This window comes from Cellulomonas sp. P22 (assembly GCF_044392165.1).
This window is the reverse complement of record NZ_JBISBW010000006.1, coordinates 218,496-245,146: the sequence shown is the minus strand read 5'-3', so window position 1 is coordinate 245,146 and position 26,651 is coordinate 218,496. Positions and strand designations below refer to the sequence as shown.

General features: G+C 74.1%; 21 protein-coding genes, 1 tRNA gene and 1 pseudogene. 6 read left to right on the top strand and 17 right to left on the bottom strand.

Annotation, left to right across the window (positions count from 1 at the left end):
• Window positions 1-181 precede the first annotated feature (181 nt).
• Entirely contained in the window at window positions 182-1,828 is a 1,647-nt protein-coding gene (locus ACGIF2_RS07780) for a hypothetical protein (RefSeq protein ID WP_396045220.1), read from the top strand.
• Window positions 1,829-2,073: 245 nt separating this feature from the next.
• On the opposite strand, the gene ACGIF2_RS07775 is transcribed toward ACGIF2_RS07780, so the two are convergent.
• From ACGIF2_RS07775 to galU, 5 genes are all read right to left on the bottom strand, one after another.
• Window positions 2,074-2,146, bottom strand: a tRNA-Ala gene (locus ACGIF2_RS07775).
• A gap of 63 nt (window positions 2,147-2,209) precedes the next feature.
• Window positions 2,210-3,334 (bottom strand): hypothetical protein, encoded by a 1,125-nt coding sequence (locus ACGIF2_RS07770; protein WP_396045218.1) that lies wholly within the window; start codon window positions 3,332-3,334, stop codon window positions 2,210-2,212.
• Between the two features lie 104 nt (window positions 3,335-3,438).
• Window positions 3,439-4,035 (bottom strand): GNAT family N-acetyltransferase, encoded by a 597-nt coding sequence (locus ACGIF2_RS07765; protein ID WP_396045216.1) that lies wholly within the window; start codon window positions 4,033-4,035, stop codon window positions 3,439-3,441.
• Window positions 4,036-5,265, bottom strand: a complete 1,230-nt coding sequence (gene glp, locus ACGIF2_RS07760; RefSeq protein ID WP_396045214.1) for a gephyrin-like molybdotransferase Glp — start codon at window positions 5,263-5,265, stop codon at window positions 4,036-4,038.
• Between the two features lie 59 nt (window positions 5,266-5,324).
• Complete coding sequence (galU, locus tag ACGIF2_RS07755; protein WP_396045212.1) at window positions 5,325-6,224, bottom strand: UTP--glucose-1-phosphate uridylyltransferase GalU; 900 nt, start codon at window positions 6,222-6,224, stop codon at window positions 5,325-5,327.
• Window positions 6,225-6,358: 134 nt separating this feature from the next.
• Between galU and ACGIF2_RS07750 the strand changes: the two genes are divergently transcribed.
• The gene (locus ACGIF2_RS07750) at window positions 6,359-7,015 is read left to right on the top strand and encodes a 5-formyltetrahydrofolate cyclo-ligase (RefSeq protein ID WP_396045210.1); all 657 of its coding nucleotides are present in this window, start codon (window positions 6,359-6,361) and stop codon (window positions 7,013-7,015) included.
• Window positions 7,016-7,041: 26 nt separating this feature from the next.
• Here the strand turns inward: ACGIF2_RS07750 and ACGIF2_RS07745 are convergent, their stop codons facing one another.
• Window positions 7,042-9,621: a penicillin acylase family protein gene (locus tag ACGIF2_RS07745; RefSeq protein WP_396045208.1), complete on the bottom strand. Its 2,580-nt coding sequence runs from the start codon at window positions 9,619-9,621 to the stop codon at window positions 7,042-7,044.
• Between ACGIF2_RS07745 and ACGIF2_RS07740 the strand changes: the two are divergent.
• Window positions 9,548-9,838 (top strand): annotated as a pseudogene (locus ACGIF2_RS07740) (FmdB family zinc ribbon protein); the annotation flags it as partial. The gene ACGIF2_RS07745 and the pseudogene ACGIF2_RS07740 sit on opposite strands and share 74 nt — an antisense overlap.
• 62 nt (window positions 9,839-9,900) lie before the next feature.
• Here ACGIF2_RS07740 and ACGIF2_RS07735 read toward each other — a convergent pair.
• Window positions 9,901-10,134, bottom strand: coding sequence for a hypothetical protein (locus ACGIF2_RS07735; RefSeq protein ID WP_396045726.1), 234 nt, complete (start codon window positions 10,132-10,134; stop codon window positions 9,901-9,903).
• Between the two features lie 137 nt (window positions 10,135-10,271).
• Here ACGIF2_RS07735 and ACGIF2_RS07730 point away from each other — a divergent pair, with 137 nt between their 5' ends.
• Together ACGIF2_RS07730 and mscL are read left to right on the top strand one after the other, a co-directional pair.
• Window positions 10,272-10,946, top strand: a complete 675-nt coding sequence (locus ACGIF2_RS07730; RefSeq protein WP_396045206.1) for an RcpC/CpaB family pilus assembly protein — start codon at window positions 10,272-10,274, stop codon at window positions 10,944-10,946.
• A gap of 52 nt (window positions 10,947-10,998) precedes the next feature.
• Window positions 10,999-11,424 carry a large conductance mechanosensitive channel protein MscL gene (gene mscL / locus ACGIF2_RS07725; protein ID WP_396045204.1) on the top strand — a complete coding sequence of 142 codons (426 nt, stop codon included), beginning with the start codon at window positions 10,999-11,001 and terminating at the stop codon, window positions 11,422-11,424.
• A 48-nt stretch (window positions 11,425-11,472) separates the two neighbouring features.
• On the opposite strand, the gene ACGIF2_RS07720 is transcribed toward mscL, so the two are convergent.
• Window positions 11,473-11,715 (bottom strand): hypothetical protein, encoded by a 243-nt coding sequence (locus tag ACGIF2_RS07720; protein ID WP_396045202.1) that lies wholly within the window; start codon window positions 11,713-11,715, stop codon window positions 11,473-11,475.
• 46 nt (window positions 11,716-11,761) lie between these two features.
• Window positions 11,762-16,369 carry a hypothetical protein gene (locus ACGIF2_RS07715; protein ID WP_396045200.1) on the bottom strand — a complete coding sequence of 1,536 codons (4,608 nt, stop codon included), beginning with the start codon at window positions 16,367-16,369 and terminating at the stop codon, window positions 11,762-11,764.
• Between the two features lie 518 nt (window positions 16,370-16,887).
• On the opposite strand from ACGIF2_RS07715, the gene ACGIF2_RS07710 reads away from it, so the two are divergent.
• On the top strand, window positions 16,888-18,531 hold the full coding sequence (locus ACGIF2_RS07710; RefSeq protein WP_396045198.1) for an aspartate:alanine exchanger family transporter: 1,644 nt from the start codon (window positions 16,888-16,890) through the stop codon (window positions 18,529-18,531).
• Window positions 18,532-18,553: 22 nt separating this feature from the next.
• On the opposite strand, the gene ACGIF2_RS07705 is transcribed toward ACGIF2_RS07710, so the two are convergent.
• The 8 genes from ACGIF2_RS07705 to ACGIF2_RS07670 form a co-directional block, all read right to left on the bottom strand.
• Window positions 18,554-19,468 carry a methyl-accepting chemotaxis protein gene (locus ACGIF2_RS07705; protein WP_396045196.1) on the bottom strand — a complete coding sequence of 305 codons (915 nt, stop codon included), beginning with the start codon at window positions 19,466-19,468 and terminating at the stop codon, window positions 18,554-18,556.
• On the bottom strand, window positions 19,465-19,986 hold the full coding sequence (locus ACGIF2_RS07700; RefSeq protein ID WP_396045194.1) for a PAS domain-containing protein: 522 nt from the start codon (window positions 19,984-19,986) through the stop codon (window positions 19,465-19,467). Before ACGIF2_RS07700 ends, ACGIF2_RS07705 begins: the two co-directional genes overlap by 4 nt.
• A gap of 287 nt (window positions 19,987-20,273) precedes the next feature.
• Window positions 20,274-21,509, bottom strand: coding sequence for an FtsX-like permease family protein (locus tag ACGIF2_RS07695; protein WP_396045192.1), 1,236 nt, complete (start codon window positions 21,507-21,509; stop codon window positions 20,274-20,276).
• Complete coding sequence (locus ACGIF2_RS07690; RefSeq protein ID WP_396045190.1) at window positions 21,506-22,621, bottom strand: peptidoglycan-binding protein; 1,116 nt, start codon at window positions 22,619-22,621, stop codon at window positions 21,506-21,508. Before ACGIF2_RS07690 ends, ACGIF2_RS07695 begins: the two co-directional genes overlap by 4 nt.
• On the bottom strand, window positions 22,621-22,758 hold the full coding sequence (locus tag ACGIF2_RS07685) for a hypothetical protein (protein WP_396045188.1): 138 nt from the start codon (window positions 22,756-22,758) through the stop codon (window positions 22,621-22,623). Before ACGIF2_RS07685 ends, ACGIF2_RS07690 begins: the two co-directional genes overlap by 1 nt.
• A 502-nt stretch (window positions 22,759-23,260) precedes the next feature.
• Complete coding sequence (locus ACGIF2_RS07680) at window positions 23,261-24,913, bottom strand: ABC transporter permease (protein ID WP_396045186.1); 1,653 nt, start codon at window positions 24,911-24,913, stop codon at window positions 23,261-23,263.
• A complete protein-coding gene (locus tag ACGIF2_RS07675) occupies window positions 24,910-25,839 on the bottom strand; it encodes an ATP-binding cassette domain-containing protein (RefSeq protein WP_396045184.1) in 930 nt (309 codons plus the stop codon). The genes ACGIF2_RS07680 and ACGIF2_RS07675 overlap by 4 nt, the downstream gene beginning before the upstream one ends.
• A gap of 49 nt (window positions 25,840-25,888) precedes the next feature.
• Window positions 25,889-26,593 carry a TetR family transcriptional regulator gene (locus ACGIF2_RS07670; RefSeq protein ID WP_396045182.1) on the bottom strand — a complete coding sequence of 235 codons (705 nt, stop codon included), beginning with the start codon at window positions 26,591-26,593 and terminating at the stop codon, window positions 25,889-25,891.
• Window positions 26,594-26,651 lie beyond the last annotated feature (58 nt).

Genomic DNA, 26,651 nt, shown 5'->3' with positions numbered 1-26,651 from the left:
CAGGACGGACGAGGGACCCGGCGCCAGGAGCGGTACCGAGGCCTTCGTCGTGCTCTGTCGGTCCCCCTCGTCAACCCAAGACGGGCCAATCGAGACGACCTGCGGGTGGGGTGCTGACGTTTGCTCTGACCTGCGGCGGGGGTGCGTCGGCGCGGATTCACGTACGCGGCTTCGCGAGGCGATGCTCGCGACGACCTGGGCTGGTCAGCCCATCATCCTGCGCACCGTGCGCGACGTCCTCAACGCTTTGCACCCCTCGGACAAGCACCGCCTCGGTGTGCCCACCCGCCTGGAGGGCGGCGTGACCGAACGGCACGTGTCCTACCTGTTTGGACGCATCACCGCCTTGCTCGACCCATCCCCGCACTCCGCAGCCAACCGCGACCGGTACGAGCACCTGCGCGACACCGCCCGCGACCAGGTCCGGCTCGAGCTCGGCGAGACCGCCGAACAGGACGTCCTCCAAGCCGCGATGAGCGCAGCCGTCGAACGGGCACGTACCGAACACCGGGCATGGCTGGACGCCAAGCACGCCCGACTGCGCTGGGTCCTGGACCGCGGCCTGGACGCCACGCTGCCTGCCGACCAGCAACACACCGGGTCCTACGCCATCGACGGGTCAGCCCTGAGCACCTGGGCTCGGCAGAACCGTGCGACACCACGACGCCCGTGGCTGCACCCCGACCCGGACGCGGCATGGAACGGCAAGCCGTCCTGGGGCCAGCACGGACACACCACCGGATGGTTCGGGTACTGGCTGCACGGGCTCGTCCGCGTCGGGGAGGTCGGTGGCGCTGACGCGCCATGCCTCGTCGAACGCATCGAGCTGACTCCCGCGAACGCCGACAGCCGTGTCGCCGGCGTGGAGGTGCTGACCCGGATGGTCGCCGACCACGAGGCCGCTGACGCCGACGCTGCGGTGCCTGACCGGCCACGCCGGGACGTGCTCGCCGACCGCGCCTACACGGCCGAGACGCGGCGCGCCGACGACTGGATTTGGCCGCTGTGGGCGATGGGGTTCACCTCGGTCCACGAGCTGACCGTGCACCAGCTCGGGCACCGCCGGAGCACGTCCACCGGGGCCATCATCATCGACGGGCAGCCGCACTCCCCTCGCCTGCCCGCGCACCTGCGGTCCCTGACCCCACCGCCGGTCGGCTCCCCGCGCGTGGTCCTCGACACCTACCAGAAGGACATCGCCCGGCGTCGCCTGTACGCACTGCACGCCGTCGGGGGCCGCAACCCGGATGGGTCCTGGGACTTCGGCTGCCGCGCGATGGCGCTGCTCGGGCAGCTGCGCTGCGACCTCAAGCCCCGCTCCATGGCCCTGCCGCACACCCGAACGACGACCGACCCGGGCGTCTACCAACCCGCCAACCCCGCCCGCCTGCCGAAGGTCTGCGGGCAGGAGAAGGCCCGCGTCGCCCGCGAGGAGCTCCCGTTCTGGCAGCCCGACCTCTACGGGTCCGCGGCCTGGTACACCTCCTACAGCCGCCGCAACCGCATCGAGGGCATCTTCGGCAACCTCAAGAACGACGCCACCCAGGACATCAGCCGCGGCAACATCCGCGTGATGGGCCTGGCGAAGACCTCCCTGATGACCCTGATGACCGTCATCGCCACCAACCTGCGCCTGCTCGACCGCTGGCAAGCCCGCCAAGCGGCGGCCGAAGCCATCGCAGCCGCCGGGGCGCCCGAGCCGCGCACGCGACGCCCTCGTCGGCGCACGCTCCTGCGGCAGGAGGCCGGCGCCGCCATCGCGGGCGCCCAACGCCGAGCGGCCGACATCGCGGCACACCAACGCGCAGGACTACCCGCGCTCACGTGAGCTGAGCCCGCTCGCAGTACCGAACCGAACAGACCACGAACCCGCTCGGCCCAGCGCCCAGCGGGCCATAGTCACGCCTGGAACACGCCCGCGCTGGCGCAAGACCGGGCGCCCCGGCGTGATGGCACGCCCGAACGGCCATGAAGGGCGAAGGACCCGGCACCAGGAACGGTGCCGGGTCCTTCGTCGTGCTCTTTCGGTACCAATCGTCAGCCCGAGACGGGCCAACTGTTAGGACCTCGGGGTGGAGCTGAGGGGATTCGAACCCCTGACCTTCTCATTGCGAACGAGACGCGCTACCAACTGCGCCACAGCCCCTTGAGCGGTCTAGAGACTAGCACCCGCTCGGCCCTGGTTGCGAACCGGGCCTCCTGCCCCGGCCTACTCCCCTGCGGCCCGGCGGCGCGCGAGGATCTCGTCCAGGTTGATCGCGCCCGTCGTGGTGGCGGGCGGCTCGATGGGGGTCCGCTCGACCGGCGGCTCGGGCGTCGAGGTCGCCTGCGCGCTCACGCCGTCGGCCTCGAGGGTCGTGGTCCGGACGGTGGCGACCGGGTGCTGGGCGGCCGCCGTGGACCCCTCGACGTCACCGAGCGGTGCGGGCTCCCGGCGCGGCGCGGACGCCTTGAGCGTGTACGTGGGTCGCGGCACCGGGACGGGCGACCACGCGTCGTCGTCAGCGGCCTCGTCGAGCGTCGGCTGCGAGCCGGTCCGCGTGCTGCGGCGCACCACGGGCGTGGCGACGCCGGGCACCGCCGCGACGGGGGCCACGCCCGCGACGTCGTCGACGATGCGGGCGAACACCTCGGTGTGGGCGTCCGACGGGCGCACAGCGCGTCCGGTCACCGCGGGCGACTGCGCGGTCGGGCGGGCCGGGGCGAGCCCGTCCTCCCGACGGCGGCGCGCCCACTCGGCGTCCGCGGCGTGACCCGCGACGACGGCGCGGCGCCCGAGCACGAGCACCGACCCGAGCAGCACGGTCGGCACCACGCCGGCGAGCACGGACACGGCCGTGAGGCCTGCCACGGCCCAGCCTGCGCCGGTCGCGACGAGCAGCGTCAGCGCCAGCACCGCGCGGCGCCGGGCTGCCGCACCGCGGCGGGCGACGGCTGCCGCGTGCGAGGCGTGCTGCTGGGCCGAGCGCCGTGCGGCGTCGGTCGTGATCCTGTCCTGCGTCCCGTGAGGTCGATCCACGGCCATGCCTCCGTTCGCACCGCCGGACGTCCCGAGCGGGACCCCCCGGCCCGGGGTGAGCAAACCGATCCGCGGGTCGGCCACGGCCCTGCAGTCGGCTGTGGTCGCGAGCAGGGTCGGCGCCGAGCGCTCGTTCCGTCGACGACGACGACCTCGCGGCCGGTCCGAGACGGCGAGCACCCGCAGCGCCCCCGAGAAGCGGTCGTCGACGCGCGCCTCGAGCAGCTGTTGACGGTGTCGCAGGTGGTGCGGCACCAGGTACACGATCCACAGGCCGACCACCGCGAGGGTGACGAGGCCTGCAGGAGTTTCCACGTCCTGACGGTAGGTGCAGCGCCGTCGCCGCTCCGGGACCGGTCGCGGCGTGTCGCGCGCGCCCTCCGGCGACACGCCGACGGCGGCGAGTAGTGGACGACCGTTCAGCGCACCTCGCGCCACCGGCCCAGCAGCCCTCCGACGGGCAGCTCCTCGGCCGTGAGCGCGAAGGTGCGGTGGTCGCACCACGCGTCGCCGATGTGCAGGTACCGCTCGCGCAGCCCTTCGTCGCGGAAGCCCAGCTTCTCGACGACGCGCAGCGACGGGCGGTTCTCGGGGCGGATGTTCACCTCGACACGGTGCAGCCCGAGCACCTTGAAGCAGTGGTCGGTCGCGAGCGCGACGGCGGTCGGGATGATGCCCTGCCCGGCGACGTGCCGCGAGACCCAGTACCCGATCGACCCGGAGCACAGCGAGCCGTACGTGATGCCGGAGACTGTGAGCTGCCCGACGAGCTGCCCGTCGTGCTCGACCGCGAAGGGCAGCGCGGTGCCCGAGCGGCCCTGCCGGGCCAGGGTCCGCACGAACTCCCCGAACGTGGGGCGCAACCCGTGCAGCGGCGTCGGCGAGGTCGCGTCCCACGGCTCGAGCCAGGTGGCGTTCTGCGCGCGCAACGTCATCCACGGGTGGTGGTCGCGCCGCCGCAGGGGTCGCAGGCGCACGTCCCCCTCGGTCAGGACCGCGGGCCAGCCGACGGCCATTCAACCCTCCAGGACCAGGCAGTGCACGCGCTGACCGGGGTGCACCGCGAGGTCCTGCTCGCCCACGACCGCGAGCGCGTTGGCCCGCGCGAGCGACGTCACGGACACCTGACCCGGGTCGCCCACCGGCGCCACCTGGTAGCCCTCGTCGGGCGAGCCCACCACGAACGCGGGCACGAACTGCCGCAGCCCGGGGGGCGAGGACCAGCCGACGCTCGCTTCGGCTGTGACCGACGGGCGGAACAGGTCGGCGTGGCCGGCCATGGCCCGCAGCGCGGGTCGGACGAACACCTCGAACGAGACCTGGGCCGCGACCGGGTGCCCCTGGAGCGCGAAGATCGGCACGGCGCCGTCCCCGCCGAGCCCTGTGACCGTCCCGAAGCCCTGCCGGTGCCCCGGGGTCATGGCTACGTGGTCGAAGCGCACGGTGCCGAGCGGTGCGAGCACGTCCTTCACGGTGTCGAGCGCGTACTCGCTCAGCCCGCCGGTGGTGAGGATGAGGTCGGCGCGCACGAGCTGGTCCTCGAGGGCCTCACGCAGCGTCGCGCGGTCGTCGGGCACGATGCCCACCCGCCGGGCGGACGCCCCCGCGTCACGCACCGCGGTCTCGAGCGCGTGGCCGTCGGCCTCGTACACCCCGCCGTCGCGCAGCGCGGTGCCCGGCTCGACGAGCTCGTCGCCCACGGAGATGATCACGACGCGCGGGGTCGGGTGCACGCGCAGCCGCCCACGGCCGAGCAGCGCGGCCAGGGCGAGCTGCCGGGCGCCGAGGCGTGTCCCGGCCGCGAGCGCGACCTGCCCCGCGCGGGCGTCCGTGCCGGGCAGCCGCACGTGCTGCCACGCCGTGGCCGGGCGCTGGAGCGCGACCCGGGCCGTGCCCCGGTCGGTCTCCTCGACCGGGACCACGGCGTCGGCCCCCTGTGGCAGCGGGGCGCCCGACGCGATCCGCACGGCCTGCCCGGGGGCCAGACGCAGCGCCGCAGGGGCCCCCACGAGGACGTCGTGCGCGACGGGCAGGGTGCGGGTGCTCGTGGGACCCGCGTCGGCGGTGTCGAACGCCGCGAGCGCGTAGCCGTCACGCGCGGCGACAGGGACCCCGGGCACGTCCTGGGCCACTGTCACGTCGGAGGCGAGGATGCAGCCGACGGCATCGGCGAGCACCACGTCGAGCGGGGCGACGGGGCCGACGGCGGACAGCACACCCGCCAGGTGGTCCTGGACGGATCTCATGCCCGCATTCTGCCCCGCCGCCGCACGCCCGACGCGCGCACCGACACCGTCGGGGCTGATCAGGCTCCGAGGGTGGGGGTGAAACCGGCGAGCCACTCGCGGAAGTCGGGGCCCAGGTCGTCGCGGTCCGCGGCGAGCTGCACCACGGCCTTGAGGTAGTCCAGGCGGTCTCCGGTGTCGTAGCGCCGCCCGCGGAACACCACGCCGTAGACCCCGCCCCCCTGCTCGGCGGGCAGGTCGGCGAGCGTCGCGAGGGCGTCGGTCAGCTGGATCTCCCCACCGCGGCCCGGCTCCGTGCGCTCGAGCACCTCGAAGACCGCCGGGCTCAGCACGTACCGGCCGATCACGGCCAGGTTGCTGGGCGCGTCCTCGACCGGGGGCTTCTCGACGAGACCGGTCACCCGCACCTGGTCGGCCGGGGCGTCGGGCAGGGCCTCGACCTCGGCCGCGCCGTACAGCGAGATCTGGCTGGGCTCGACCTCGAGGAGGGCGATCACCGACCCACCCGTGCGCTGCTGCAGCGCGATCATGGTGGGCAGCAGCGGGTCGCGCTCGTCGATCAGGTCGTCGCCCAGGAGCACGGCGAACGGCTCGTCGCCCACGTGGTCCTTGGCCTGCAGCACAGCGTGCCCGAGGCCCTTGGGCTGGCCCTGCCGCACGAAGTGCACGTGCGCGAGCTCGGAGGAGCGGCGCACAGCGTCGAGCCGACCCTGGTCGCCCTTGGCCTCGAGCGCCCGCTCGACCTCGGGGGCCGAGTCGAAGTGGTCCTCGATCGAGCCCTTGTTGCGGCCCGTGACGATCAGCACGTCGTCGAGGCCCGCGGCCGCAGCCTCCTCGACCACGTACTGGATCGCGGGCTTGTCGACGACCGGGAGCATCTCCTTGGGCGTGGACTTCGTCGCAGGCAGGAACCGGGTGCCGAGACCGGCTGCGGGGATGACCGCTTTGTGGATTGTCATGCCTGACGACGCTAGCGCTGATGCCCCGAACCGGCTCGGAAGATTCGTCCCACTTGTGCCCTACTTACCGATTGTTCGTGAGACATGGGCCACACGTCCCAGGGCTCGGTGTCACGTTTGAGACAATGATCCACATGCGCAGCGCAGCACAGCCCCATCCGTCCGCGTCCGACGGCCCGGATGTCGAGGACCTCAAGGAGCATCTGCGCAGCACGATCCGGGCCTCCCGGGTCGCCAGGTCGACGCGCCGGCGCGCCGAGGCGGGGCTCGCGCTGGCGGACGTGGTGGAGACGATCCCCGAGGTCGCGGCGGCGCGCTGCGTGTCGGTGTACGCCGCCCGCCCGACCGAGCCCGACACCGGTCCCCTGCTCGAGCGCCTCGCCGCGCGCGGGGTCCGCGTGCTGCTCCCGGTGCTGGGCACGGGCCTGCAGCGCGACTGGGCCGAGTACGCCGGGCCCGACGACCTGCGTCAGCGTGCCCCCGGCCGCCCGCCCGAGCCCGGCACCCCCGCGCTGGGTGCCGAGGCGATCGCCGACGCCGACGTGATCGTCGCGCCAGCGCTCGCTGTCGACACCGCGGGCACCCGGCTCGGTCAGGGCGGCGGCTGGTACGACCGCGCGCTGCTGCACGCCCGTCCCGGGGTGCGGGTCATCGGCCTCGTGTTCCCCGAGGAGATCTACGACGCCGGCACCCGGCCGCTGCCGCGCCAGCCGCACGACCAGCGGGTCGACGCCGTGGCCACGCCCGACGGCTGGCAGAGCCTGCGACCGGGCGACAGCACGCACCCCTGACGCCGAGGGCCGACGCGGCCGGGTGCTCAGCCCTCGATGCGGGATCCCGCGGGCACCAGGGTGAGAGTGTCCCGGGCAGCGTCGCCCACGGCGTCCGGCGTGAACGGCCACGGGTAGGTCTCGCCCCGGGCCCACGCGCCGAGCTGGTCGGCGTAGTGCGAGCTGGCCGGGTGACCCGACGCGCCCGTGAGCGTGACCCACGTGCTCGAGTCCAGGTCACCCAGGTCGACGACCATGCGCATCGACGGCGCCGCCGTGACGGTGAACGAGCCCGAGCCGGCGTCCCACGACGTGGCGTCGACGATCGACGAGCCGCCGGCGACGCCGATCGCGCCCGGGTTGACGAGCCGGCGCACGATGCCGGGCATCGCCTCCCCGCCCAGCACGGCGTGCGTCGGTGCCACGGTGTGCAGCTGACCCCACGTCCAGTCCTGCGCGACCTTGCCGAGCGACACCGTGAGCTCGCTGCGCGCCGAGACGAGCGCCCGGGTGAGGATCTCGTCGCGGCCCTCGACCACGCCGACGGTGCTGCGGTCGTCCCACCACGGCGACTGCGGGTCGTCGATCATGGCGCGCACGACCTCGAGCCAGCGCGAGCCGCCCGTGGGCTCGTAGCCGTCGGGCACGTCGTCCCAGAACGTCAGGCGCAGCAGCGTGGACCAGACCGCCGCGAAGTAGGCCGCGGCGGGCGAGTCGACGTCCGAGCGCAGGTCCCAGTCGCGCAGCAGCTCCTGGCCGTCGTCGTCGAAGGCGTCCGCGATGGGCACGTCGAGCAGCGCGGGCACGAGCATCTGCGCGAACGGGTTGAGGTCGTCGAGCTGGAGCGCCTCGGTCGAGGCCACGTCGATCTTGGTGCCCGCGGCGATCTGCTGCTCGAGCACCTCGCGGATGCGCTGCGAGCGGTAGCCGTAGTCGAAGTCGTTCGACAGGAACGGTCCGGCGTCGACACCTGTCACGGCCTGGTTCGCGGTGACGACGTAGCCCTCGGCGGGGTCCTGCACCGCGGGCAGCTCGTCGGCGGAGATCCAGCCCTGCCAGTCGTACGCGCTGTCCCAGCCGGGCCGCGGCCACGAGCCGTCGGACGGCAGCGCACCCGGGACCTCGTTGCGCACCGGCACCAGGCCCGGCGCCTGGTAGCCGATGTGGCCGTCGACCGTCGCGTACACGATGTTCTGCGCGGGCGCTGAGAACAGCGCAGCGGCCTCCGCGACGTCGGCCGCGTCCCGGGCGGTGCCGAACGCGAAGATCGCGTCGGCCGTGGTCGAGGGCTCGAGGGCGGTCCAGCGCAGCGCGACCTCGTAGGCGCCCCACGGCGTCTCGGCCGAGACGGGGGTGGTCGTCACGCCGTCCATGTCGAGCACGTCGGACACGATCGGGCCGTGCACCGACTCGCGCACCACCAGGTCGACGTCCGCGCCGCCGTTGACCTTGATGGTCTCCCTGCGGATGTCCATCGGGACCCGCTCGCCGTCGACGAGCGTGGTGCGCTCCACGACCCGCTCGAGGAACAGGTCGGTGACGTCCGCCCCCATGTTCGTCAGGCCCCACGCGAGGTGCGCGTTGTGCCCGATCACCACACCCGGGAAGCCCGCGAACGAGAAGCCCGCGACGTCGAACGGGCACGCGTCGTCCACGGTCTCGCAGCGCAGCGAGACCTGCGACCAGATGCCAGGAGCCGAGATGCCCAGGTGCGGGTCGTTCGCGAGCACCGGGTTGCCCGAGACGGTGTGCTCGCCCGACACGACCCACGAGTTCGACCCGGTCCCCTCCCCCTCGCCGATCAGTCGTGGCACCGACGCGAGGGCCTCCTCGACCGAGGTCAGCGCGCGCTGCACACCCGCGTCGGCCAGGTCGAGCCCGTCGGTGGCGACCTGCGCGGACACCGTCTGGGCGTCGGTGCCCGTGAGGATCGGCAGGTTGGTGTCCTCGGGGTAGGCGGGGAAGAGCTCCTCGACCCGGGCGACGTCGCCGACGGTCGCGTACGCGGTCGCCCGGAACACCTCGTCGTCGTAGTTCGAGCGCAGGTCCCAGGCCATGGCCTTGAGCCACGCGAGCGAGTCGGCGGGGGTCCACGGCTCGGGGTCGGCGACGTCGACCCGGAGCCCGAGGATCGTGTACTCGACCGCGATCTCGCCGGGCTCGCGGCCCTCGAGGTAGGCGTTCACGCCGTCGGCGTAGGCCTGCAGGTACTCCTGGGTGCTCGGGGCCAGCAGCGGCAGCTCCTGCTCGGCGACGCGCCGCCACCCGAGGGTGCGCACGACCTTGTCGGCCGCGAGCGCGTCCTCGTTCTCGCCGACGAGCTCGCTCAGCCGGCCCGCTGTCACGTGGCGGCGGTAGTCCATCTCGAAGAACCGGTCCTGCGCGTGGACGTAGCCCTGGGCGCGGAACAGGTCGTCGGCCGTCTTGGCCGTGATGTGCGGCACGCCCAGGTCGTCCCGCACGACGCTGACCTCGGCGTCGAGCCCGCTGAGCTCGACCTCGCCGGAGACCTGCGGGAGCGGGCGCCGCACCACCACTGCGGCCACCACGACGGTGGCGACCAGGACGACCACGAGGGCCAGGGCGACGACAGAAAGGACCAACCGGGAGACACGGGGACGAGGCACGCTGCGAGGGTACCCGTGGACACCCGCACCGAGCTGGCCCCGGTGCCGCGTAAGATTGGCACTCGAACTTGGAGAGTGCCAGCCGCGTCCCGGCGGCCGGCACGTCGCGCGACAGGGAGACACAGTGCCCACCTACGCCTACGCGTGCACGGAGTGCGGTCACGCCTTCGACATCCAGCAGTCCTTCAGCGACGACTCGCTGACAGTCTGCCCGGAGTGCGAGGGCCGCCTGCGCAAGGTCTTCTCGACCGTCGGGGTCGTGTTCAAGGGCTCCGGCTTCTACCGCACCGACTCGCGCAACGGGAAGACCTCGTCGTCGCCCGCCGTCCCGAGCTCGTCGTCCAAGGACTCCGGCTCGTCCTCGGGCTCGTCCGCCGCGGCCTCGTCGTCCGGCTCCTCGGGGTCGTCGGGCTCGTCGTCGACGTCGGGCTCGTCCGGCTCGTCGTCGGGCGGCTCGTCGTCGGGCGGGTCTTCATCCGGCTCGTCGACCTCGTCGAGCGCGAGCACGTCCAAGCCCGCCGCAGGCTGAGGATCGGCTGAGGCCCGGCCGCACCCCGCGACGCACCCTCAGCCACCGACCTCTGCTGCTCGCCCCCCTGAGCGGCAGGGCGCTCGTCGGCACCCGCTCGACCGCCACCTAGCGTCGCGGCATGCCCAGCCCAGTACGTCCGAGACCGGGCGTGTCCCGGTCCGCCCGACGCCCCCTGCGCCTGCTGCTGTGGCGGGCTCGCCTGCTCATCGCCGCCACGCTCGTCGGGGGCGCGTGCGCCGTCACGGTCGCCGAGCTGCGTCCACCTCCCGCGCCTGCCGACCTCGTCGTGGTCGCCGCCCGGTCCCTCGCCGCGGGCGCGGTGCTCGGCGCGCGGGACCTCGCCACGGCCAGGCTCCCCCGCGACGCCGCCCCGTCCGGGGCCGCGTCGACCTCAAACGACCTGCTCGGCCGCACCGTCGCGGTGGACGTCCCCGCCGGGCTGCCGCTCGTCGAGGGCGTGGTGGCCGCCCCGGTCCTCGAAGGCCCGCCCGGCACGGTCGTGGCCCCCGTACGCTTCGCCGACCAGGGCGTGGCCGCGCTGCTGACCCCGGGCACCCGGGTCGACGTGCTCGCCGCGGCGAGCGACGGCGCCGACCAGGGCGGACGCAGCCTCGCGCGGTCGGCGCTCGTCCTGGCCGGCCCGGCCGACGCCACCACCGCCACGGGGCTCGGCGGGCTCGGCGACACCTCAGGGCAGGCGCCTCCCGTGCTGCTCGCGGTCTCGCCCGCCGACGCCGAGGCCCTCGCCGGCGCAGGGTCGTGGGCGACGCTCAGTCCGGTGATCGTGGGATGATCCCCGACGATCTGCCCCGATCCACCCCGATCCCCCGATCCCGAGGAGACCCGTGAAGAACATCCTGTCCGGCTTCAAGGACTTCATCTCGCGCGGCAACGTGATCGAGCTCGCGATCGCCGTGGTCATCGGCACGGCGTTCACGCAGGTCGTGAAGGCGGTCGTCGAGGGGCTCATCAGCCCGCTCATCGCCGCGATCTTCGGCGGCACGACCCTCGCCAAAGATTGGACGTACCGCGGCTTCGAGTTCGGCGCAGTGATCGACGCACTGATCCTGTTCCTGGTCACCGCGGCCGTCGTGTACTTCCTCATCGTCGTGCCGCTCAACCGGCTCGCCGAGCTGCGCCGCAAGGACCCCGAGGCGCCGGACGCCCCGTCGGTCAGCGAGGACACCGCCCTGCTGCGCGAGATCCGCGACCTGCTCGCCGACCAGGCCGCACACCGCGCCCAGGCCCAGGTCACGCAGCGCCAGAACTGAGCCCAGCGCCGGATCGCGCCGCGTGCGGGGCCGGCCAGGTGCGGAGGGTCAGGCCCAGTGCGGGGGGACGTCCCGGAGCAGCCGGTCGTCGTTCGAATCGGTGCGCTCGCCCCAGCCGGTGTCGGAGTCGTCGGCGCTGCGTCCGGGGACCAGCGGGCTGTCGTCGCCGACCACCGCCCGGCGCGGCGGCACCACCACGACGCGCGGCTCGCGGCGCGCGGCGGGTTCGGGTCCGGGGCCGGGGCCGGGCGACGTCGGCGCCGGGGGGTCCTGCGGGTGGTTCACGTTCACGGACCCCATGATCCCACCGCGCCCTGGGCTCCCCCAGCGGCGGACGTCAGCGGACGGCCCGGCGAACCGCCGCGGCGACCACGGCATCGACCCGTGAGCTGCGGCGCGTGATGCCGAGCTCGGCGCGCACCTCGGCCGCCAGGTCGTCACGCGAACGGTGCGTGCCGTCCGACGTGAGCCACGTGACCAGGTCGTCGATCTCGTCGTCGCTGTACGCGCTGATCGGCAGCCCCGAACGCACCGCGGGCCGCGGGCGCACCCGCACCGCGAGCATCGGCTGCAGTGCGGGGACCACGACGGGCACCGCACCGGTCACCGGGACGTGCCGCACCTGCGGCGTACCCGGCGCACGGTCGATGAGCGGCGCGTCGTCCGCGTCGGCCGGCGCGTGCTGCCCGTCGGCGGTGCCGTCGTCGGGGTCGACCACGGGCATCGCACCCGTGAGGGGCGTCTCGAGGACGAACGGCAGCGCACCCGTCTGTGGTGCGTACTCCACGACGCGACCGACCGGCAGGCGCTGCGGCAGCGCCGAACCGGGCTGCGCGGCGACCGGCATGCGGGGCGGCGCGGCCGGCGCGGGACGGGCGGCGACCACGCGCGCGTGGACGACCCGCCGGATCCGGTCGACCTCGGCCTGCGGGTCGAGGAACGCTGCGGCGGACCACACCTGCACCGTGCTCCACCCGAGCCGTTCGAGGCGCTCGGCCGTCTGCCGGTCGCGCACGCGCACGCTCTCCTCCGCGACGTACGCGTCGTCGTCGGTGAGCACAGCGACGAGCAGCTGACCGGGCAGGTCCGGGTGACCCACCGCCAGCGGGATGCGGGTGCCACCGGGCAGCCCGTGGTCGACCTCGACCACGAGCCCGTGCCGCCACAGCCGCTCGGCGAGGTCGAGCACGAGCCGGTCGGAGCCGGTCGGCTCGTCGCCCGGGGTGGCGCCGTCGGACCCGCTCTCGCCAGCCGTGCCGCCGAGCTCGCTGCTGGGCGCCGTGCCGTCGGACGTCGTGCTGCCGGACGCCGTGCTGCCGGACGCCGCGCCGTCGAGCACAGCACCGTCGAGCACCGCACCGTCAGGAGCCGTGCCGCCATCGGCGCTCGCGACGTCGGAAGTCACCTCGTCGGGCCCGGTGCCGTCGACGACGAAGGCACGCACGGGATCGGCCTCCCCCGCACCGCGCCGCGCGGCGAAGTCCAGGACGGCCGCGAGCATCTGGGCCCCCGGACCGCGCAGCCGGTCACGGTCGAGGTCGTCGGCCGCGAAGCACGACACGACGTGCAGGCGGTGCCGCGTGGCACCCAGGGCGTCGAGCAGCAGCGCGTCGCCCCCCGGGCCGCTGATCGGCCCGAAGCGGTGCAGCACGCGTCCGTGCGGGGTGCGGCCGTAGCCGACCGAGAGCAGCACGGCGTCACGGCGCAGCCCGGCGACGCCGCGCAGGTCCGCGACCACGAACGGCTCGGGACGGCGCGCGTCGAAGAAGACGGCGAGCGCGGGGTTGTCCCGCACCTCGGCGAGGATGGCCTCGCGCACCTGCTCGGCGTGCAGCACGGACGAGGTGATGACGGCGAGCGACTCGTCGGGCCGCATGAGCGCGTGCGTGAGGACCACCTCGACGACGTGCTCGACCTCGGCCCGCGTGCTGTCGACGGTGCCGGTCGTCGCGTCGGGCATGCCGGTGCCGTCGACCACGTCGAGCCGCACGAGCGGGGCGCTGTGGGGCAGCGGGGTGGGGCTGAGCACGCCCGCGTAGCCGTGCGCGGCGAGGAACTGCGTGAGGTACGGGTCGCGGCGCGAGGCGTCGGCCCGCAGCGCGACCACGGGCAGCACGTCCGCGAGCTCGCGCACCGCGGTGCCCGACGCGCAGCGGGCGTCGCCGACCACGACGACCTGGCGGCCACGGGCGATCGCGGCGAGGGCCACCTCGATCGGCAGCTGCGCCGCCGCGTCGATGACCACGACGTCGACGGTGCGGGTCGCGGGCAGGACCTGCGGCACGAGCATCGGCGAGGCCGCGAGCACGGGCCGCAGCCGGCGCACGAGATCGGGGTACCGGGTCGCGGTGTCGCGCAGGCTCGTCATGCGGTCGCCCACGAGCTCGGCGAACAGCGCCTCGGCCTGGTCCCGGTGCACCCGCACGGCCGCGGCGACGTGCCCGATCGCGGCGCTGCGCACGGGTCCGGGCAGGCTCGCGACGTGCGCCCGGTCGAGGGCCGCGTAGTCGGCGCTCAGCGCGCCGAGGGCCGTGCCGTCGTAGCCCGCGAGCGCGGGGTCGACCGTGAGGATGTGCTCGAAGACCGTGCTCCACCACGCGAGCTCGAGCTCGGGGCCCACCATGGTCGCGTCGACGCGTCGGGCCCGCAGGTCGTCGAGCAGGTCACCCAGCCCCGCGCCGGCGAGGTGCGCGAGGATCGCGGTCCGTTCGGGCAGGGTCTCGAGGGCCGCGGCGTCGGCGCGCAGCCGCGCGAGGCGGTCGATGAGCTCGGCGAACGGCATGTCGGTGAGGCCGCCGCCACCCGGGGTGCGGGCGAGCACCACCTCGAGCACCTCGACGTCGGCGAGCACGGCGCGCAGCTCGTCCTCGATCGTGGCGAGACCCTCGGGCAGCCGGGGCCAGCCTCCGGCGGGGCAGTGCGCCTGCCAGATCTGGCGCTGCACCTGCACCTCGAGGAGGGCGCCGTGCAGGTCGGCGACGGGCCGCCCGGGGCGCAGCATGTCCTTGGCCTGCTTGCGCAGCCGACGCCGGAGCCAGAACCCCATGGGCATGTCGTGCTGCGCGCGCCACTCCTTGGTGGCGGTCGCGGCGACCAGGTCGGCGGCCGAGCGCTCGAAGACCATCGGCTGGAACACGTCGAGCGCGCCGCGGATGCCCGCGAGCATGACGAGCTGCTCGCCCCACGCGGAGAGCGTGGTCGCCTCGACGAGCCCGGTGGCGGCGGCCACGTCGCTCACCCGCAGCACGAGCCCCTGCAGGCGCGCGTCGAGCAGCCGTTCGATCCGCGCGAGCACGTCCGCGGCGTCGGCGGCGGTGCGCAGGTCCGCACCGAACCAGGGGGTGTCGGTGGGGCGCAGGGCGAACGCACCCAGGACCGCGACCCGTTCGAGGTCCGCGGCGAGCTGCTCGCGGCGGGCGGCGTCGAGCGGGTGCGCGACCTCGGCGGGCAGCCGCACGCGGGTCCGGGGGGCGGGCCGGGTGGCGGTCAGGTGCGCGAGCGCCTGCTGCGCGTCGTAGGCCGAGGCCCCCCACGGCAGCCGGGTCGCGTGCAGCGCGTCGACGTAGGCACGCAGCTGCTCGCGGCGGGACACGAGGTCGCGGCGGAGCCCGGCGAGCCGCTTCTGGTCGATGGGCTCGGCCTCGAGGGTCATGGCGCCCAGCAGCCGTCGGCCGGCGGCGGTGCGCCAGCCCGCGTCGGGGGCCACGTCGAGCAGCAGGTCGGACAGCCCCAGCGCGTCGAGGCGGTCGCTCAGGGCGACAGCGGCCCGCCGGTGACCCGGCACGTAGAGGACTGTGCGTCCCGACGCGGCCGCGTCGGCCACGACGGCCGCGAGGGTGCCCGTGACGTCGCAGCCGGTCGGCGCGTCGATGAACAGGTGCTCGCCGGTCGCGAGCACGTCGAGCACGTGCTGCTGCGCGGGGTCCAGGTCGCCCACGCCACGTTCCAGGTCGGGGTCGCGGTCGCCGCGCACCGGCTCGGGCAACGGGCGGGCCAGGCGGCTGCGTGCCTCGGGGACCCCCGCGAGCGCCGCGACGACCTCGTGCCGGTCGAGCGTGCCGGACAGGTTGTCCAGGTCGTCCACGAGCACCTGGCCCGGGTGCACGAAGGTGCCGACCACGAGGTTCTCGTCGAGCCGGAACCCCTCGAGCACGGCCTCCCCGAGCGCCATGAGCCGCTGCAGCGCGGGTCGCGGCTCGAAGCCCGTCCCGGTGAAGGCACCCCGGGCCACCGCACCCGGGTCGAGCAGCGCACCGCGGCTGCGCAGGGCGCGCGCGATGACGGGGTTGACCTCGAGGGACGGTTCGAGGGTCAGCTCGTAGTCGCTCTCGCCGCTGCCCCGGGCCCGCAGCGAGACGGGGCGCAGCAGCACGGGGGCGCGCACCGTGCGCACGCTCGACGCGTCGCCCTCGCGCTCGTCGGTCCCGGCCCCGGTGCGGGGCTGCGGGACACGTGCCCGGGTCACGGCTGCGAGGGCCGCGACGTCGTCGGCCGCGACGTCGGGCGTGGTGCGCTCGGTCCACGTCGCGACGCCGATGGCCAGGTAGGTCGGGGCGATGCCGTAGCGCTGCGCGTAGCGCTCCGCGCGGGCGCTCACGGCGCGGGCGCGGCGCTTGGCGGTCGCGAGCGCGCCGCCCTCGCGCACGAGGTTCGACAGGCGCGTCTCGCGGCCCGCGAAGAGCTGGGCGATGCCCGACGGGTGCGCCGCCGAGAGGTCGAGCGCCGCGTCCCCCAAGAGGTCGACGTCGGCGAGGGTCGAGCCCCCCGCCGCCTCGACGAGCGAGGCGCGCCAGGTCGCGACGGCGTCCGCGAGCAGCTCGGCCGGCGACGGCGGTTCGACGACCACGGGGTCGGTGCGGGGCGCGGCCGGGCCGCTGGTCGTGGGGGTGCCGACGGCGGGATCCATCTCAGGTCCCGAGCCGGGGGTGCGCGCAGGGACGTTCACCCGTCGAACGCTAACGGCCGGGCGCGACGATGGCCCACTGGCGCGCCGACACCCCGCAGGATGGGGGTGCGATGGGTGGTCCGACAGGGGATTCGTGGTGCTCGACCCGGGTTCCGGGGAGCTGTCGCGGGTCGTCGGGCGGGGGCTTCTCAGCCACCCGCCCGACCCCGGACGTGAGAACAGTGCGCACCGCGCAGGGGGCAGGCGATGCGCACTGTCGAAGACGAGTGTGCCGGGTCCCTGGCCCCCTGGTCAAATGTCCAGGGCGACGCATTCGGGTGAACGCGACCCCCGAGATGGGGCAGGAACCGGGCCGACACGACGAAATCCGACGAGCTTCCGCGTCGAGGGTTTCGAGATGCTCGGTGCCCGCCGGACGGGTGATCCCCGTCGCATTCCCCCCACCCGACAGGACTCAAGGCCCGGGACAGGGCGACCCTCGGGACGGCACGCTGGTCCCCGGCTGGAACACCTCCCCGCAGCGTCGTGGGGACGACTCGCGAAAAGAGGACCTGCTCATGGTCGCGCTCCTGGCTGAGAACCCCGTGCTCCTCCTCTTCGTCACCGCCGCGATCGGCTTCGCGGTGGGCCGCGTGCACGTGCGCGGCGCGAGCCTCGGCGTGGCCGCCGTGCTGTTCGTCGGGCTCGTGATCGGGGCGCAGAACCCCGACCTGGTGATCCCGGAGTTCGCCCGCACCCTCGGCCTGGCGATCTTCGTGTACACGATCGGGCTCTCCAGCGGCGCGAGCTTCTTCGCGTCGTTCAACCGCAAGGGGCTGCGGGACAACGCGCTGGTGATCCTGGTCCTCTCGTTCGCCGCGCTGCTCGTCCTGCTCGCCGCGGGGATCTTCGACCTCAAGCCCACCGTCGCGGCCGGGTTCTTCGCCGGGGCGACGACCAACACGCCCGCGCTGGCAGGGGTCATCGAGGCGGTGCGCGGCGCGGGCGAGGCCGGCGAGGCCGCCGCGAACGAACCCACCGTCGGCTACTCGATCGCCTACCCCATGGGGGTGCTCGGCCCGATCATCGCGATCGCGCTCGCGCGTCGCCTCTTCCGGATCGACTACCGCAAGGAGGCCGGCCGCCTCGCGTCGCTGCACCTCGTGCAGGAGGAGATCGCCTCGGCCACGGCCCGGGTGACGGTGCCCGCCGCGATCGGCCGGTCGGTGCGGGAGCTGCAGCGCAGCCTCCAGGTCCCCGTGGTGCTGAGCCGCATCCAGCGCGGCACCGAGACGATGCTCGCCGAGGGCGACGTGCGGCTGCACGAGGGCGACCTCGTCTCGGTCGTGGGTGCACCCGCTCACGTCGAGGCGGCCGTCGCCGCGATCGGCGAGCGCGACCCGCGCCACCCCGAGCTCGACCGCAGCCGCTACGACTTCCGCCGCATCTTCGTCTCCCGCACCGACGTCGTCGGGCGCCGGCTGCGCGACCTGCGCCTGCCCGAGGACTTCGACGCGATCGTGACCCGCGTGCGGCGTGGCGACGTCGACGTGACCGCCACGGGAGACACCGTGCTCGAGCTGGGCGACCGGGTGCGCGTCGTCGCCGGTCGCACGCGCATGAAGGCCGTGACCGACCGGCTCGGCGACTCGTACAAGCACCTCTCCGAGATCGACCTGCTCACGTTCGGCGTGGGCATGTCGCTCGGCCTGCTGCTGGGGTCGATCCAGGTGCCGCTGCCCGGCGGCCTGACGTTCGAGCTGGGCTCGGCCGCGGGGCCGCTCATCGTCGGCCTGGTGCTCGGGGCGTTGCGCCGCACCGGACCGATCGTGTGGAACATCCCGTACAGCGCCAACCTCACGCTGCGCCAGCTCGGCCTGATGCTGTTCCTGGCGGCCGTGGGTCTGGGTTCGGGCTACACGTTCCGCACGATGTTCGCGGCCAACTCCGGGGTGACCCTGCTGCTGGTCGGCGCGGTCATCTCGATCGTGGTCCCGATGCTCACGCTGCTGATCGGCTACCGGCTGCTGCGCATCCCGTTCGGCCAGCTCACCGGGATGGTCTCGGCCCAGCAGACCCAGCCCGCTGTGCTCGGCTACGCGCTCGAGGACTCGGGCGACGAGGCCCCCAACGTCGGGTACGCGATGGTCTACCCCGTCGCGATGATCACCAAGATCCTGCTCGCGCAGGTGCTGCTGCTCGTGCTGGGCGGGTTGGGATAGCCGCCGGTCGGGCCGGCAGGGCTCAGACGCGTACGAACGCCTCGATCTCGTGGCGGAGCTCACCCGCGAGCGCGGCCAGCCCTCCGTCCTGCATGCCGTTCCCCCCGGCCGCCGCGTAGATCCGGGCGACCTGCTCGTCCATGTCCGACGTGCGCGCCCTGATCTGCTCGAGCGCGGCCACGGACTGCGCCGCGGCGGCCTGCACGGCCTCGACCTGGACGCTGATGAGGTCCGAGCTGGCCGCCGACTCGTCCGCGAGGGTCTTGACCTCGTTCGCCACGACGCCGAAACCCTTGCCGGCCGCACCGGCGCGCGCCGCCTCGATCGTCGCGTTGAGCGCGAGCAGCCGGGTCTGCGACGCGATCCGCGTGATGACCTCGACCGCCTGCTGGATCTCGACCGACGAGCGTTCGAGCGACGCGACGATCTCCATGGAGCTCTGCGCGGCCGACGCCGTCTCGCGGGACGCCGCAGTGAGCGCACCGGCGGCGTCGGCGAGGCCGCCTGACTCGCTCGCGACGTTCGTCGCCACCTCCGTGATCCGGTCCCCGAGCGACTCGCGGGCGGTCTGCTCCTGGGCGACGCGCGCCGCAGAGGCCGCCAGCGCCTCCCGGGCGGCGTCGATCCGTCCGGCGTCGCCACGCAGCCGCCCGGGCATCCCGCGCACGAGGAACCGACGGTGGAAGCGCCGCTGCTCGGCCGCCGCCAGGACACCCGTGGCCTCACGCACGTACGCGTCCATGACGTCGACCGTGCGGTTGATCGACGTGCGCAGCGCCACGGCCTGCGGGGCGCCGGTGAGGGCCGGCAGCCGGTCCTCGAGGTTGCCCTCGGCGACCCCGTCGAGGAAGGCGGCGATCGTGGCGAGCGACTCGAGGGTGCCCACGGGCACCTGCTCGGTCGCGGGCGTGGGCTCGGTCCGCGGACGACGCTTCATCGGGGTCCTGCCATCTCTCGTCCGGCCAGCGCCCACACCCACGTGTCGAGGGTGTGACCGGCGGCGGTCAGCTCGTCGGTGAGCGCCTCGACCCCGGCCGCGATCGCGTCGGGGGTGCGCTGGTGCGCTGTTTCGACCTTGCGGATGCGCGCGTACACCGCGGCGACCTCCTCGCGGATCTCCGGCTCGACCCAGCGGCGGTTCGAGTGGTACCCGACGATCGCCCCGGTCGGGCCGAACGTGGGGGTGACGTGCGCGAGGACCCAGTAGTGCCCGCCGTCGGCGGCGAGGTTCAGGACGTACGCGAACAGCTCGTCGCCGGCACCGATCGTGTCCCACATGACCTGGAAGACCGCGCGGGGCATGTCCGGGTGGCGGATCACGTTGTGGGGCTTTCCGACGATGTCGGACTCGTCGTATCCCGCCACTCGCAGGAACACGTCGTTGGCGTACCGGATGACGCCCTTGGTGTCGGTCTTGGAGACGATGATCTCCTCGCGCCCGTACGGCCGTTCCACGCCCGTAGGACGCACGTGCGGACGACCGCGTGGCGCCGTTGCGCCCGAGGAGGACTGGGGTGTGACCGGCATGAATGTCCTCACGAGGATGCGCCCGATGCGTCTTTGTCTCGACATACCATATACGCGCGCCGCGGTGTCCCACGTTCCCATTCCCCGCGGCTCGCCGCCGGTATTCGTCTTGTCTGGGTTCGGGCCGGCAGATCATTCGGACAATTGTCGTACGACGCCGCGTCAGATACCTTCCGCGTTTGCGCCCCCGAGCGTCAGCGGGGGAACCAGGACGCTCACGGCACCCGGAGGATGCGCACCGGGTCGCGGGAGGCCGCCGCGAGCGCCGGCGGCACCGACCCGACGAGCGCGACGAGCAGCGCGAGCGCCGCGACGCCTGCCGTGAAGGCCGGGGCGGGCAGGCTCCCGGTCAGCACGTCGACGGCCACCAGGCCCGCGCCGGTCCCCAGGACGGCCCCCACGCTCGCCGCGACGCCCGTCTGCACCAGGACGAGCACGACGATGGCGCTCCGGCTCGCACCGAGCGCCCGGCGCCGCCCGAAGTCCCGGCGGCGCCCCGCGACGGCCCCCAGCACCGTGGTGGTGACGAGGACGAGCCCGCCGCCCAGCACCCCGGCCATGAGCTGGCGCGACCCGGCGCCGAGGCTGCCGGCGACGACCTCGCGCAGCCGCAGCACGCCGTCGGAGGTGCTGACCTCGACCCCGGCCGGGTCCTGCGCGCGCAGCACCGCGGTGATCGCGTCGGCGACCCCGGAGGCGGCCGCGGCGTCCTCGACCAGCACGTAGAGGTAGCGCACGGGCAGGTCCTGCGCGGTGGTGGCGACATCGACCATCGGACGGTAGAGGACGAGGTCGTCGAGGAACGCGAGGGCACCCTCGGCGTGCACCTGCCCGACGACACCCACCCGGGTGGTGCCGTCCGTCGCCGTGCCGACCGAGTCGCCCATGCGGAGCCGGGCGAACGCCCCGGACCCCACGACGGCCTCTCCCGGCCCCGTCGCGTCGCGTCCGGTCAGGAGCTCGACGGTGGGCGGGAGGTCGCCGACGAGGGCACGCATGGGGGTGCCGACCCCGGCGACGGGCAGGTCGGCGTTGTGGGTGTCGGTCGCGGGGCCCAGCCCGAAGGCCCACTCGACGCCGACGAGCGCCGCGACGTCCGCCACCGCGGAAGGTTCGATGCCCGCGGTGCCCCGGGTGTCGGTCACGGTGACGAGCCGGGTGCCGACCGAGTCGAGCGACGAGACGACCTCACGTTCGGTCGCCGCCGAGCGGCCGGTGGTGAGCAGCACGACGAGGCACACCGACGCGACGACCAGCGCGACAGTGAGGGTCGCGACCGGCTGCGCGAGCGCGCCGAGGAGTCCGTCGCGCAGGACCAGGTGCGGGCGGGGTCGCCCGGGGCGGCGTGGCGGGGCGTGGACGACCGGCGGCACCTCGAGGTCGGGGTTTTCGAAGACGGGCTGCCCGGCGCGGTAGCCGAACGTGAGGCGGTGAGCGCCGAGAGCCGTCACGGCGTCGGCTCGGTCGTGGCCGGACCCGCCTCGTCCGGCGAGGGCGCGTCGACGTCAGCGCCCGTCCCCTCGGAGAAGAGCCGCACCGAGGTGCCCGCCGCGATCCCGTCGACCACAGCGCGTGAGCCGTCCTGCGCGCGCACGGTCACGGCCGTGCGTGAACCGTCCGCCAGCGTCACGTACGCCGCTCCCCCGGCCGCGGTGGCCAGCGCCGACAGCGGCACCGCGGGGCCGGTGACCTCGGGTGTGATCAGCACCGTCGCGGGCACCCGGTGCTCCTGCGCGTCGAACGGGATCGCGTCGCACGGCCCCGGGCACACCGGACCACCGTCAGGGGCGCTCAGCGTGAGCACCAACGAGCCGTCGTCAGCCGTCCGCGCGGAGCCGATGACGGCATCCACCATCGCGTCCCCCAGCATGAGCCGCACCAGGGCCCCGACCTCGGGGACGACCGATCGCTGGTCGGGGCTCACCCGGAGGGTGAACGTGGGGGTCGGCTCGACGGCACGGAGCACGGCGTCCCCCGGCGCGAGCGTCGCACCGACCACGACCTCGTCCTCGAACGTGACCCGCACCGGGAGCTCGGGCACGAAGACCACGTCGCCGAGCGTGACCACACCGGTGACCGGCACCCCGAGCGCCTTCTGCCACGCCCGCACGGCCTGCGTCGTCGACGACCCGAACCTGCCGTCGGCGGTGCCGGTCAGGTGCCCCCGTGCGATGAGCATCTGTTGCAGCTGCGCGACGTCGGGACCCTCGATTGACGGGTCGAGCGAGCGGAACGCGGGCACCTCACCCGCCGCGACGACCACCGGGCGAAGGTCGACGGTGAGCAGCACGTCACCCTGGTCGACCACGGCCCCGGGCGCCGCGACCAGGCTCGTGACCTTGCCGGCGACGTCCCCGCCGACGAGCGGGGCAGAGACCCACTGCGCCACCGCCGTCAGCCCGATCGACGACCCGACGGTGTCCTCGGCCACGGTGAACAGCTGCACGGCAGCCACGGCCTCCTCGGCCTGCGGCGGCACGAACGTCGCCCGACCTGCCGTCCAGCCGGCAGCCCCCGCCACGACGAGCGCGACGACCCACGCCACCGCCGACCACCTGCGCATCAGTGGATCCAGTACTGCGGGCAGGCGGCCTCGGCGGACTCGTCGCCCGCGGAGCGCCGCACCGTGGCCTCGCTCTCGGTGCGCTGGGGCCGCGAGTGAAGCCAGCGGGACAGCGACGACGGGAAATCGCGCACCACCGCAAGAGGCGAGGTGATGTCTCTTCTTCGCGTCATTCCCGCCTCATTCTCGGCGCCGCTGAGAGAAAGCCCCTTTGCTCTCCACCTGTCGGCGCACCCAGAACGTAACGACCCGGGACGAACCCTGTCAACGGGTTCCGAGGCGCATGGCCCGGTCGCCAGACATTCGTGAGGAACGCACGGGGCCGCACGCCCGGATCGGCGTCCGGGCCCCACGAGCAACGGCCTCGACGCGCGACCTACGGAGGGTCCACACCCTGGTGAGGACGGGTCGACGCACAGGCACGTCACGGGCCGATGACTGTCAGCGAGTCCCGAGCGAGGGTGGTGGCGGGAGTGCTGGTGCGACTCCCCGAATCCGAGAAGACGCGCCGCCTGCACAATTTCTCGGCATTCTTGTGGAATCTCCCGCGGCGATCGACCGAGCACCTCCCGGCGCCCTCGACGTGCTCATTCGCAGAATGGGCGCGACACGGGAGACTGCTGCGCGCGCCCTGCCCGTTCACCCCACCTGGATGTCACGCCGAGCGAAGCGGCCCAGACCCGCCCAGGTGAGCAGGCCCGCGACGGCGGTCATCGCGACCAGCGGGATCCAGGTCATCGGGTCGAGCGGCTGGTAGGGCGTCGCCGAGAACGGCAGGACGTCGACCACCCAGCCGGGAAGGTTCAGCGCGTCGCCGATGAGCACCACGAACCACGTCGCCGCGAGGACGGCCCACGTCCCCGGGACAGCGAGCCGCGGCACCCAGCCGAAGAGCGCGACGCCGATCCCCACGAGCACCATGACGGCCGGCCAGTACGCGAGGGCCGCGAGCGCGAGCGCCCCGACCTGGGCCGGTTCACCCACGGCGGCGCCGTAGGCCGCACCCAGGCACGCGCCGCCGATCAGCAGCAGCGCGGCCGACCCGACGGCGGGCACGAGCAGCCGCTGCCCGGCCCACCGGGTGCGGGACAGAGCCCCGGTGAGCTGCGGCTCGATGATGCCGCTGGCCTCGTCGGTGCGGAGCTGGACCGCGGTCTGCAGCCCGAACACGGCGGTGACCAGGGCAATCATGACCACGAGCAGCGACAGCAGCGCGGCGGTGCCGGTGCCGCCGGCGATGGACGCGGCGGCGTCCGCGGACGCGACGAGGTCGGTCATCGACTGGACGACGGAGCCGCACAAGAGCCCGGTGAGGACGACAGTGGCCGTCCAGCCGATGATCGCGCCCCGTTGCAGCCGCAGCGCGAGGGCGAGCGGGCTCGCGTAGCGGGCGGGTGCCCCGGACGGTCCGGGGCGGGCGGCGAGCAGGCCGCTGCCGAGGTCGGCGTGGGCCTCGATGCGGGTCGCCAGCGCGAGCAGCGCCGCGGTGAGAAGCACGATCAGCCCGAACGGCCACCACCGGTCGGCGCCCCACGGCTGCATCTGCTGCGCCCAGCCCACCGGCGACGCCCAGCTGAGCCGACCGTCGCCGAGGTCACCGACCATCCGCAGCACGTAGAACCCGCCGAGCACAGCTGAGCCGAGGGCGTTGGCGCCCCGCGCTGTGCTCGCGACCCGACCGGCGACCGCTCCCACTCCCAGGCCGATCAGCCCGACCCCCGTGACCGAGGCGCCGAGCACGAGCGAGCCGGTGACTCCGGCACCCTCGGGGTCCAGGCCGACCGCGACCGAGACCAGCGCGATGCCCGCCCCGACCGCCACGCACAGCGCACCGACGACGAGCCACGACGCCACCGACCCGGCGTGCAGGCCCGTGACCCGCGAGCGCAGCAGCTCGGTGCGGCCGAGCTCCTCGTCGGCGCGTCCGTGCCGGGTGACGAGGAACAGGACGGCGAAGGCCAGCGCGAGGGCGCACGTCATCCAGATCTTGGTCCAGACCGCTCCCCCGAGGGTGTCCGGCGTGGCGGCGACACCGGTGAGCGCGCGCATGCCCGGGGTGCGGCCCAGTGCGGCGAAGTCGTCGAGCAGCTGCTGGGTGTCGAACAGCGAGCGGTAGTACGCGCCCACGTACGCGAACATCCCGACCAGCACGACCCACCACACCGCGAGCCGCACCCGGCTGCGCCGCACGACGAGCCGTGCCAGGGTGCCCGTGCCCGCGAGCGTGCCGGTCGCCGGGTGACGCCGGGCCGGTGCGGCGGCACCCACCCGGGGGTGAGTGGTCGCGGTCATCGGTGGGCTCCGTCGAGCGCGGCGAGCTCGTCGCCGTAGTGGGACAGGAACAGCTCCTCGAGCGAGGGCGGGTTCGCGACGAGCGAGCGCGGGCGCAGCCGGGCGACGAGCGCGAGGACCGCAGGCAGGTCGACGTCGTCCACCGCGAACGTCAGGCGGCCGTCGACGGTGCGCAGGTCGTGCACCCCCGGTTGCGCGGCGAGGGTGTCCGCGTCCGCGCCCGCGCCGAGCACGACGGTGAACGTCGTCCGGGTCAGGTGCCGCAGCTCGGCGATGGTGCCCTGCTCGACCGTGGCGCCGTCGCGGATGATCGTCACCCGGTCCGCGAGCTTCTCGACCTCGGCGAAGATGTGGCTCGACAGCAGCACGGAGCGGCCGGCTGCCTTCGCCTCGCGGATCGACTCGGTGAACGCGGCCTCCATGAGCGGGTCGAGCCCCGAGGTGGGCTCGTCGAGCAGGAGCAGCTCGGCGTCGGTCGCGAGGGCTGCGACGAGCGCGACCTTCTGCCGGTTGCCCTTGGAGTACGTGCGCGTCTTCTTGGTCGGGTCCAGGTCGAACCGCTCGATCATCACCGCCTTGCGCCGCGCGTCGAGCCCGCCCGAGAGCCGGCACAAGATGTCGATGACCTCGCCGCCGGTGAGGTTGGGCCACAGCGCGACGTCGCCCGGGACGTAGGCGATCGACCGGTGCAGCCGGACCGCGTCGGCCCACGGGTCCCCGCCCAGCAGACGGGCGGTGCCGCCGTCGGCGCGCAGCAGGCCGAGCAGGATGCGGATCGTCGTCGACTTGCCCGATCCGTTCGGCCCGAGGAACCCGGTGACCTGCCCGGTGGGCACCGTCAGGTCGAGCCCCCGCAACGCGTGCACCCGACCGAAGCTCTTCGTCAGGCCGTCGACCTCGACGGCCATCGTCTGGTTCGTTGACATGCGCTTCCCCTCACCGGCGGAGTAGGACCACGACGACGGGCCGGAGCCGTCACGTGGGTCGAGCAGCGCGTTCCGTCTCGCCCGGCGGAGCCTCGTCCGCGGGATGGCGACCGCGGTAGGTCAGGTAGTCGTCGAGCATGTCGGTGCTGGTGAGCAGCCCCTCGCTGAACAGCTCGAGCGTCGGGAGCACCGACTCCCGCGTCCCGGCGTGGAGCGCGGCGACGAACTCGTCAGGGGTCAGGCCGGGCGAGGTGACGAACTCGACGAGGAGCGCGCCCATCGTCTGGTACGTGAGGTGGCGCAGCCGCGCCTCCTCGTCGCGCGACGGACGCACGAGCCCGCTCGCGACGGCATCGGCCATGACCCCGCGGACGTCGGCCATCAGGTGGTCGAGGAACTCGCGCGCGGGCTGCCCGCCAGCGTGGATCGCCCGCAGGATGTAGACGAGCAGCGTCCCGCTCAGCCCGGGGGCCGCGAGCGCCTCGAGCAGATGCGCGCTCGGGCGGGTGATCGCGTCGGCCTTGACGAGCCGGTACTGGCGCAGCACCTCCGCGTCGCACTCGGCGCGCAGGGTGGCCTTCGACCCGAAGTGGTGCGTGATGAGCCCGGGCGACACGTCGACCCGCGTCGCGATGGAGCGGAACGACGCCTCGAACCCGTCGCGGGCGAAGCACTCGATCGCCGCGTCGCGGATCCGCGCGCGAGCGGTCAGGTCCGAGCTCGGGCGACCGTCGACGGTCTGGGCTGTACCCATGACCAAGACGCTATACGCGCAACCAGTCGAGGGCAACGGGTGTCGCCCGCAACATGCA

Bases quoted from the DNA above. Each gene is read 5' to 3' on its own strand.
- ACGIF2_RS07780 (WP_396045220.1), top strand. From the start codon at position 182: ATGCTCGCGACGACCTGGGCTGGTCAGCCCATCATCCTGCGCACCGTG.
- ACGIF2_RS07765 (WP_396045216.1), bottom strand. From the start codon at position 4,035: ATGGCCGTCGGCTGGCCCGCGGTCCTGACCGAGGGGGACGTGCGCCTG.
- glp (WP_396045214.1), bottom strand. From the start codon at position 5,265: ATGAGATCCGTCCAGGACCACCTGGCGGGTGTGCTGTCCGCCGTCGGC.
- galU (WP_396045212.1), bottom strand. From the start codon at position 6,224: ATGACAATCCACAAAGCGGTCATCCCCGCAGCCGGTCTCGGCACCCGG.
- ACGIF2_RS07750 (WP_396045210.1), top strand. From the start codon at position 6,359: ATGCGCAGCGCAGCACAGCCCCATCCGTCCGCGTCCGACGGCCCGGAT.
- ACGIF2_RS07730 (WP_396045206.1), top strand. From the start codon at position 10,272: ATGCCCAGCCCAGTACGTCCGAGACCGGGCGTGTCCCGGTCCGCCCGA.
- ACGIF2_RS07710 (WP_396045198.1), top strand. From the start codon at position 16,888: ATGGTCGCGCTCCTGGCTGAGAACCCCGTGCTCCTCCTCTTCGTCACC.
- ACGIF2_RS07705 (WP_396045196.1), bottom strand. From the start codon at position 19,468: ATGAAGCGTCGTCCGCGGACCGAGCCCACGCCCGCGACCGAGCAGGTG.
- ACGIF2_RS07690 (WP_396045190.1), bottom strand. From the start codon at position 22,621: ATGCGCAGGTGGTCGGCGGTGGCGTGGGTCGTCGCGCTCGTCGTGGCG.
- ACGIF2_RS07680 (WP_396045186.1), bottom strand. From the start codon at position 24,913: ATGACCGCGACCACTCACCCCCGGGTGGGTGCCGCCGCACCGGCCCGG.
- ACGIF2_RS07675 (WP_396045184.1), bottom strand. From the start codon at position 25,839: ATGTCAACGAACCAGACGATGGCCGTCGAGGTCGACGGCCTGACGAAG.
- ACGIF2_RS07670 (WP_396045182.1), bottom strand. From the start codon at position 26,593: ATGGGTACAGCCCAGACCGTCGACGGTCGCCCGAGCTCGGACCTGACC.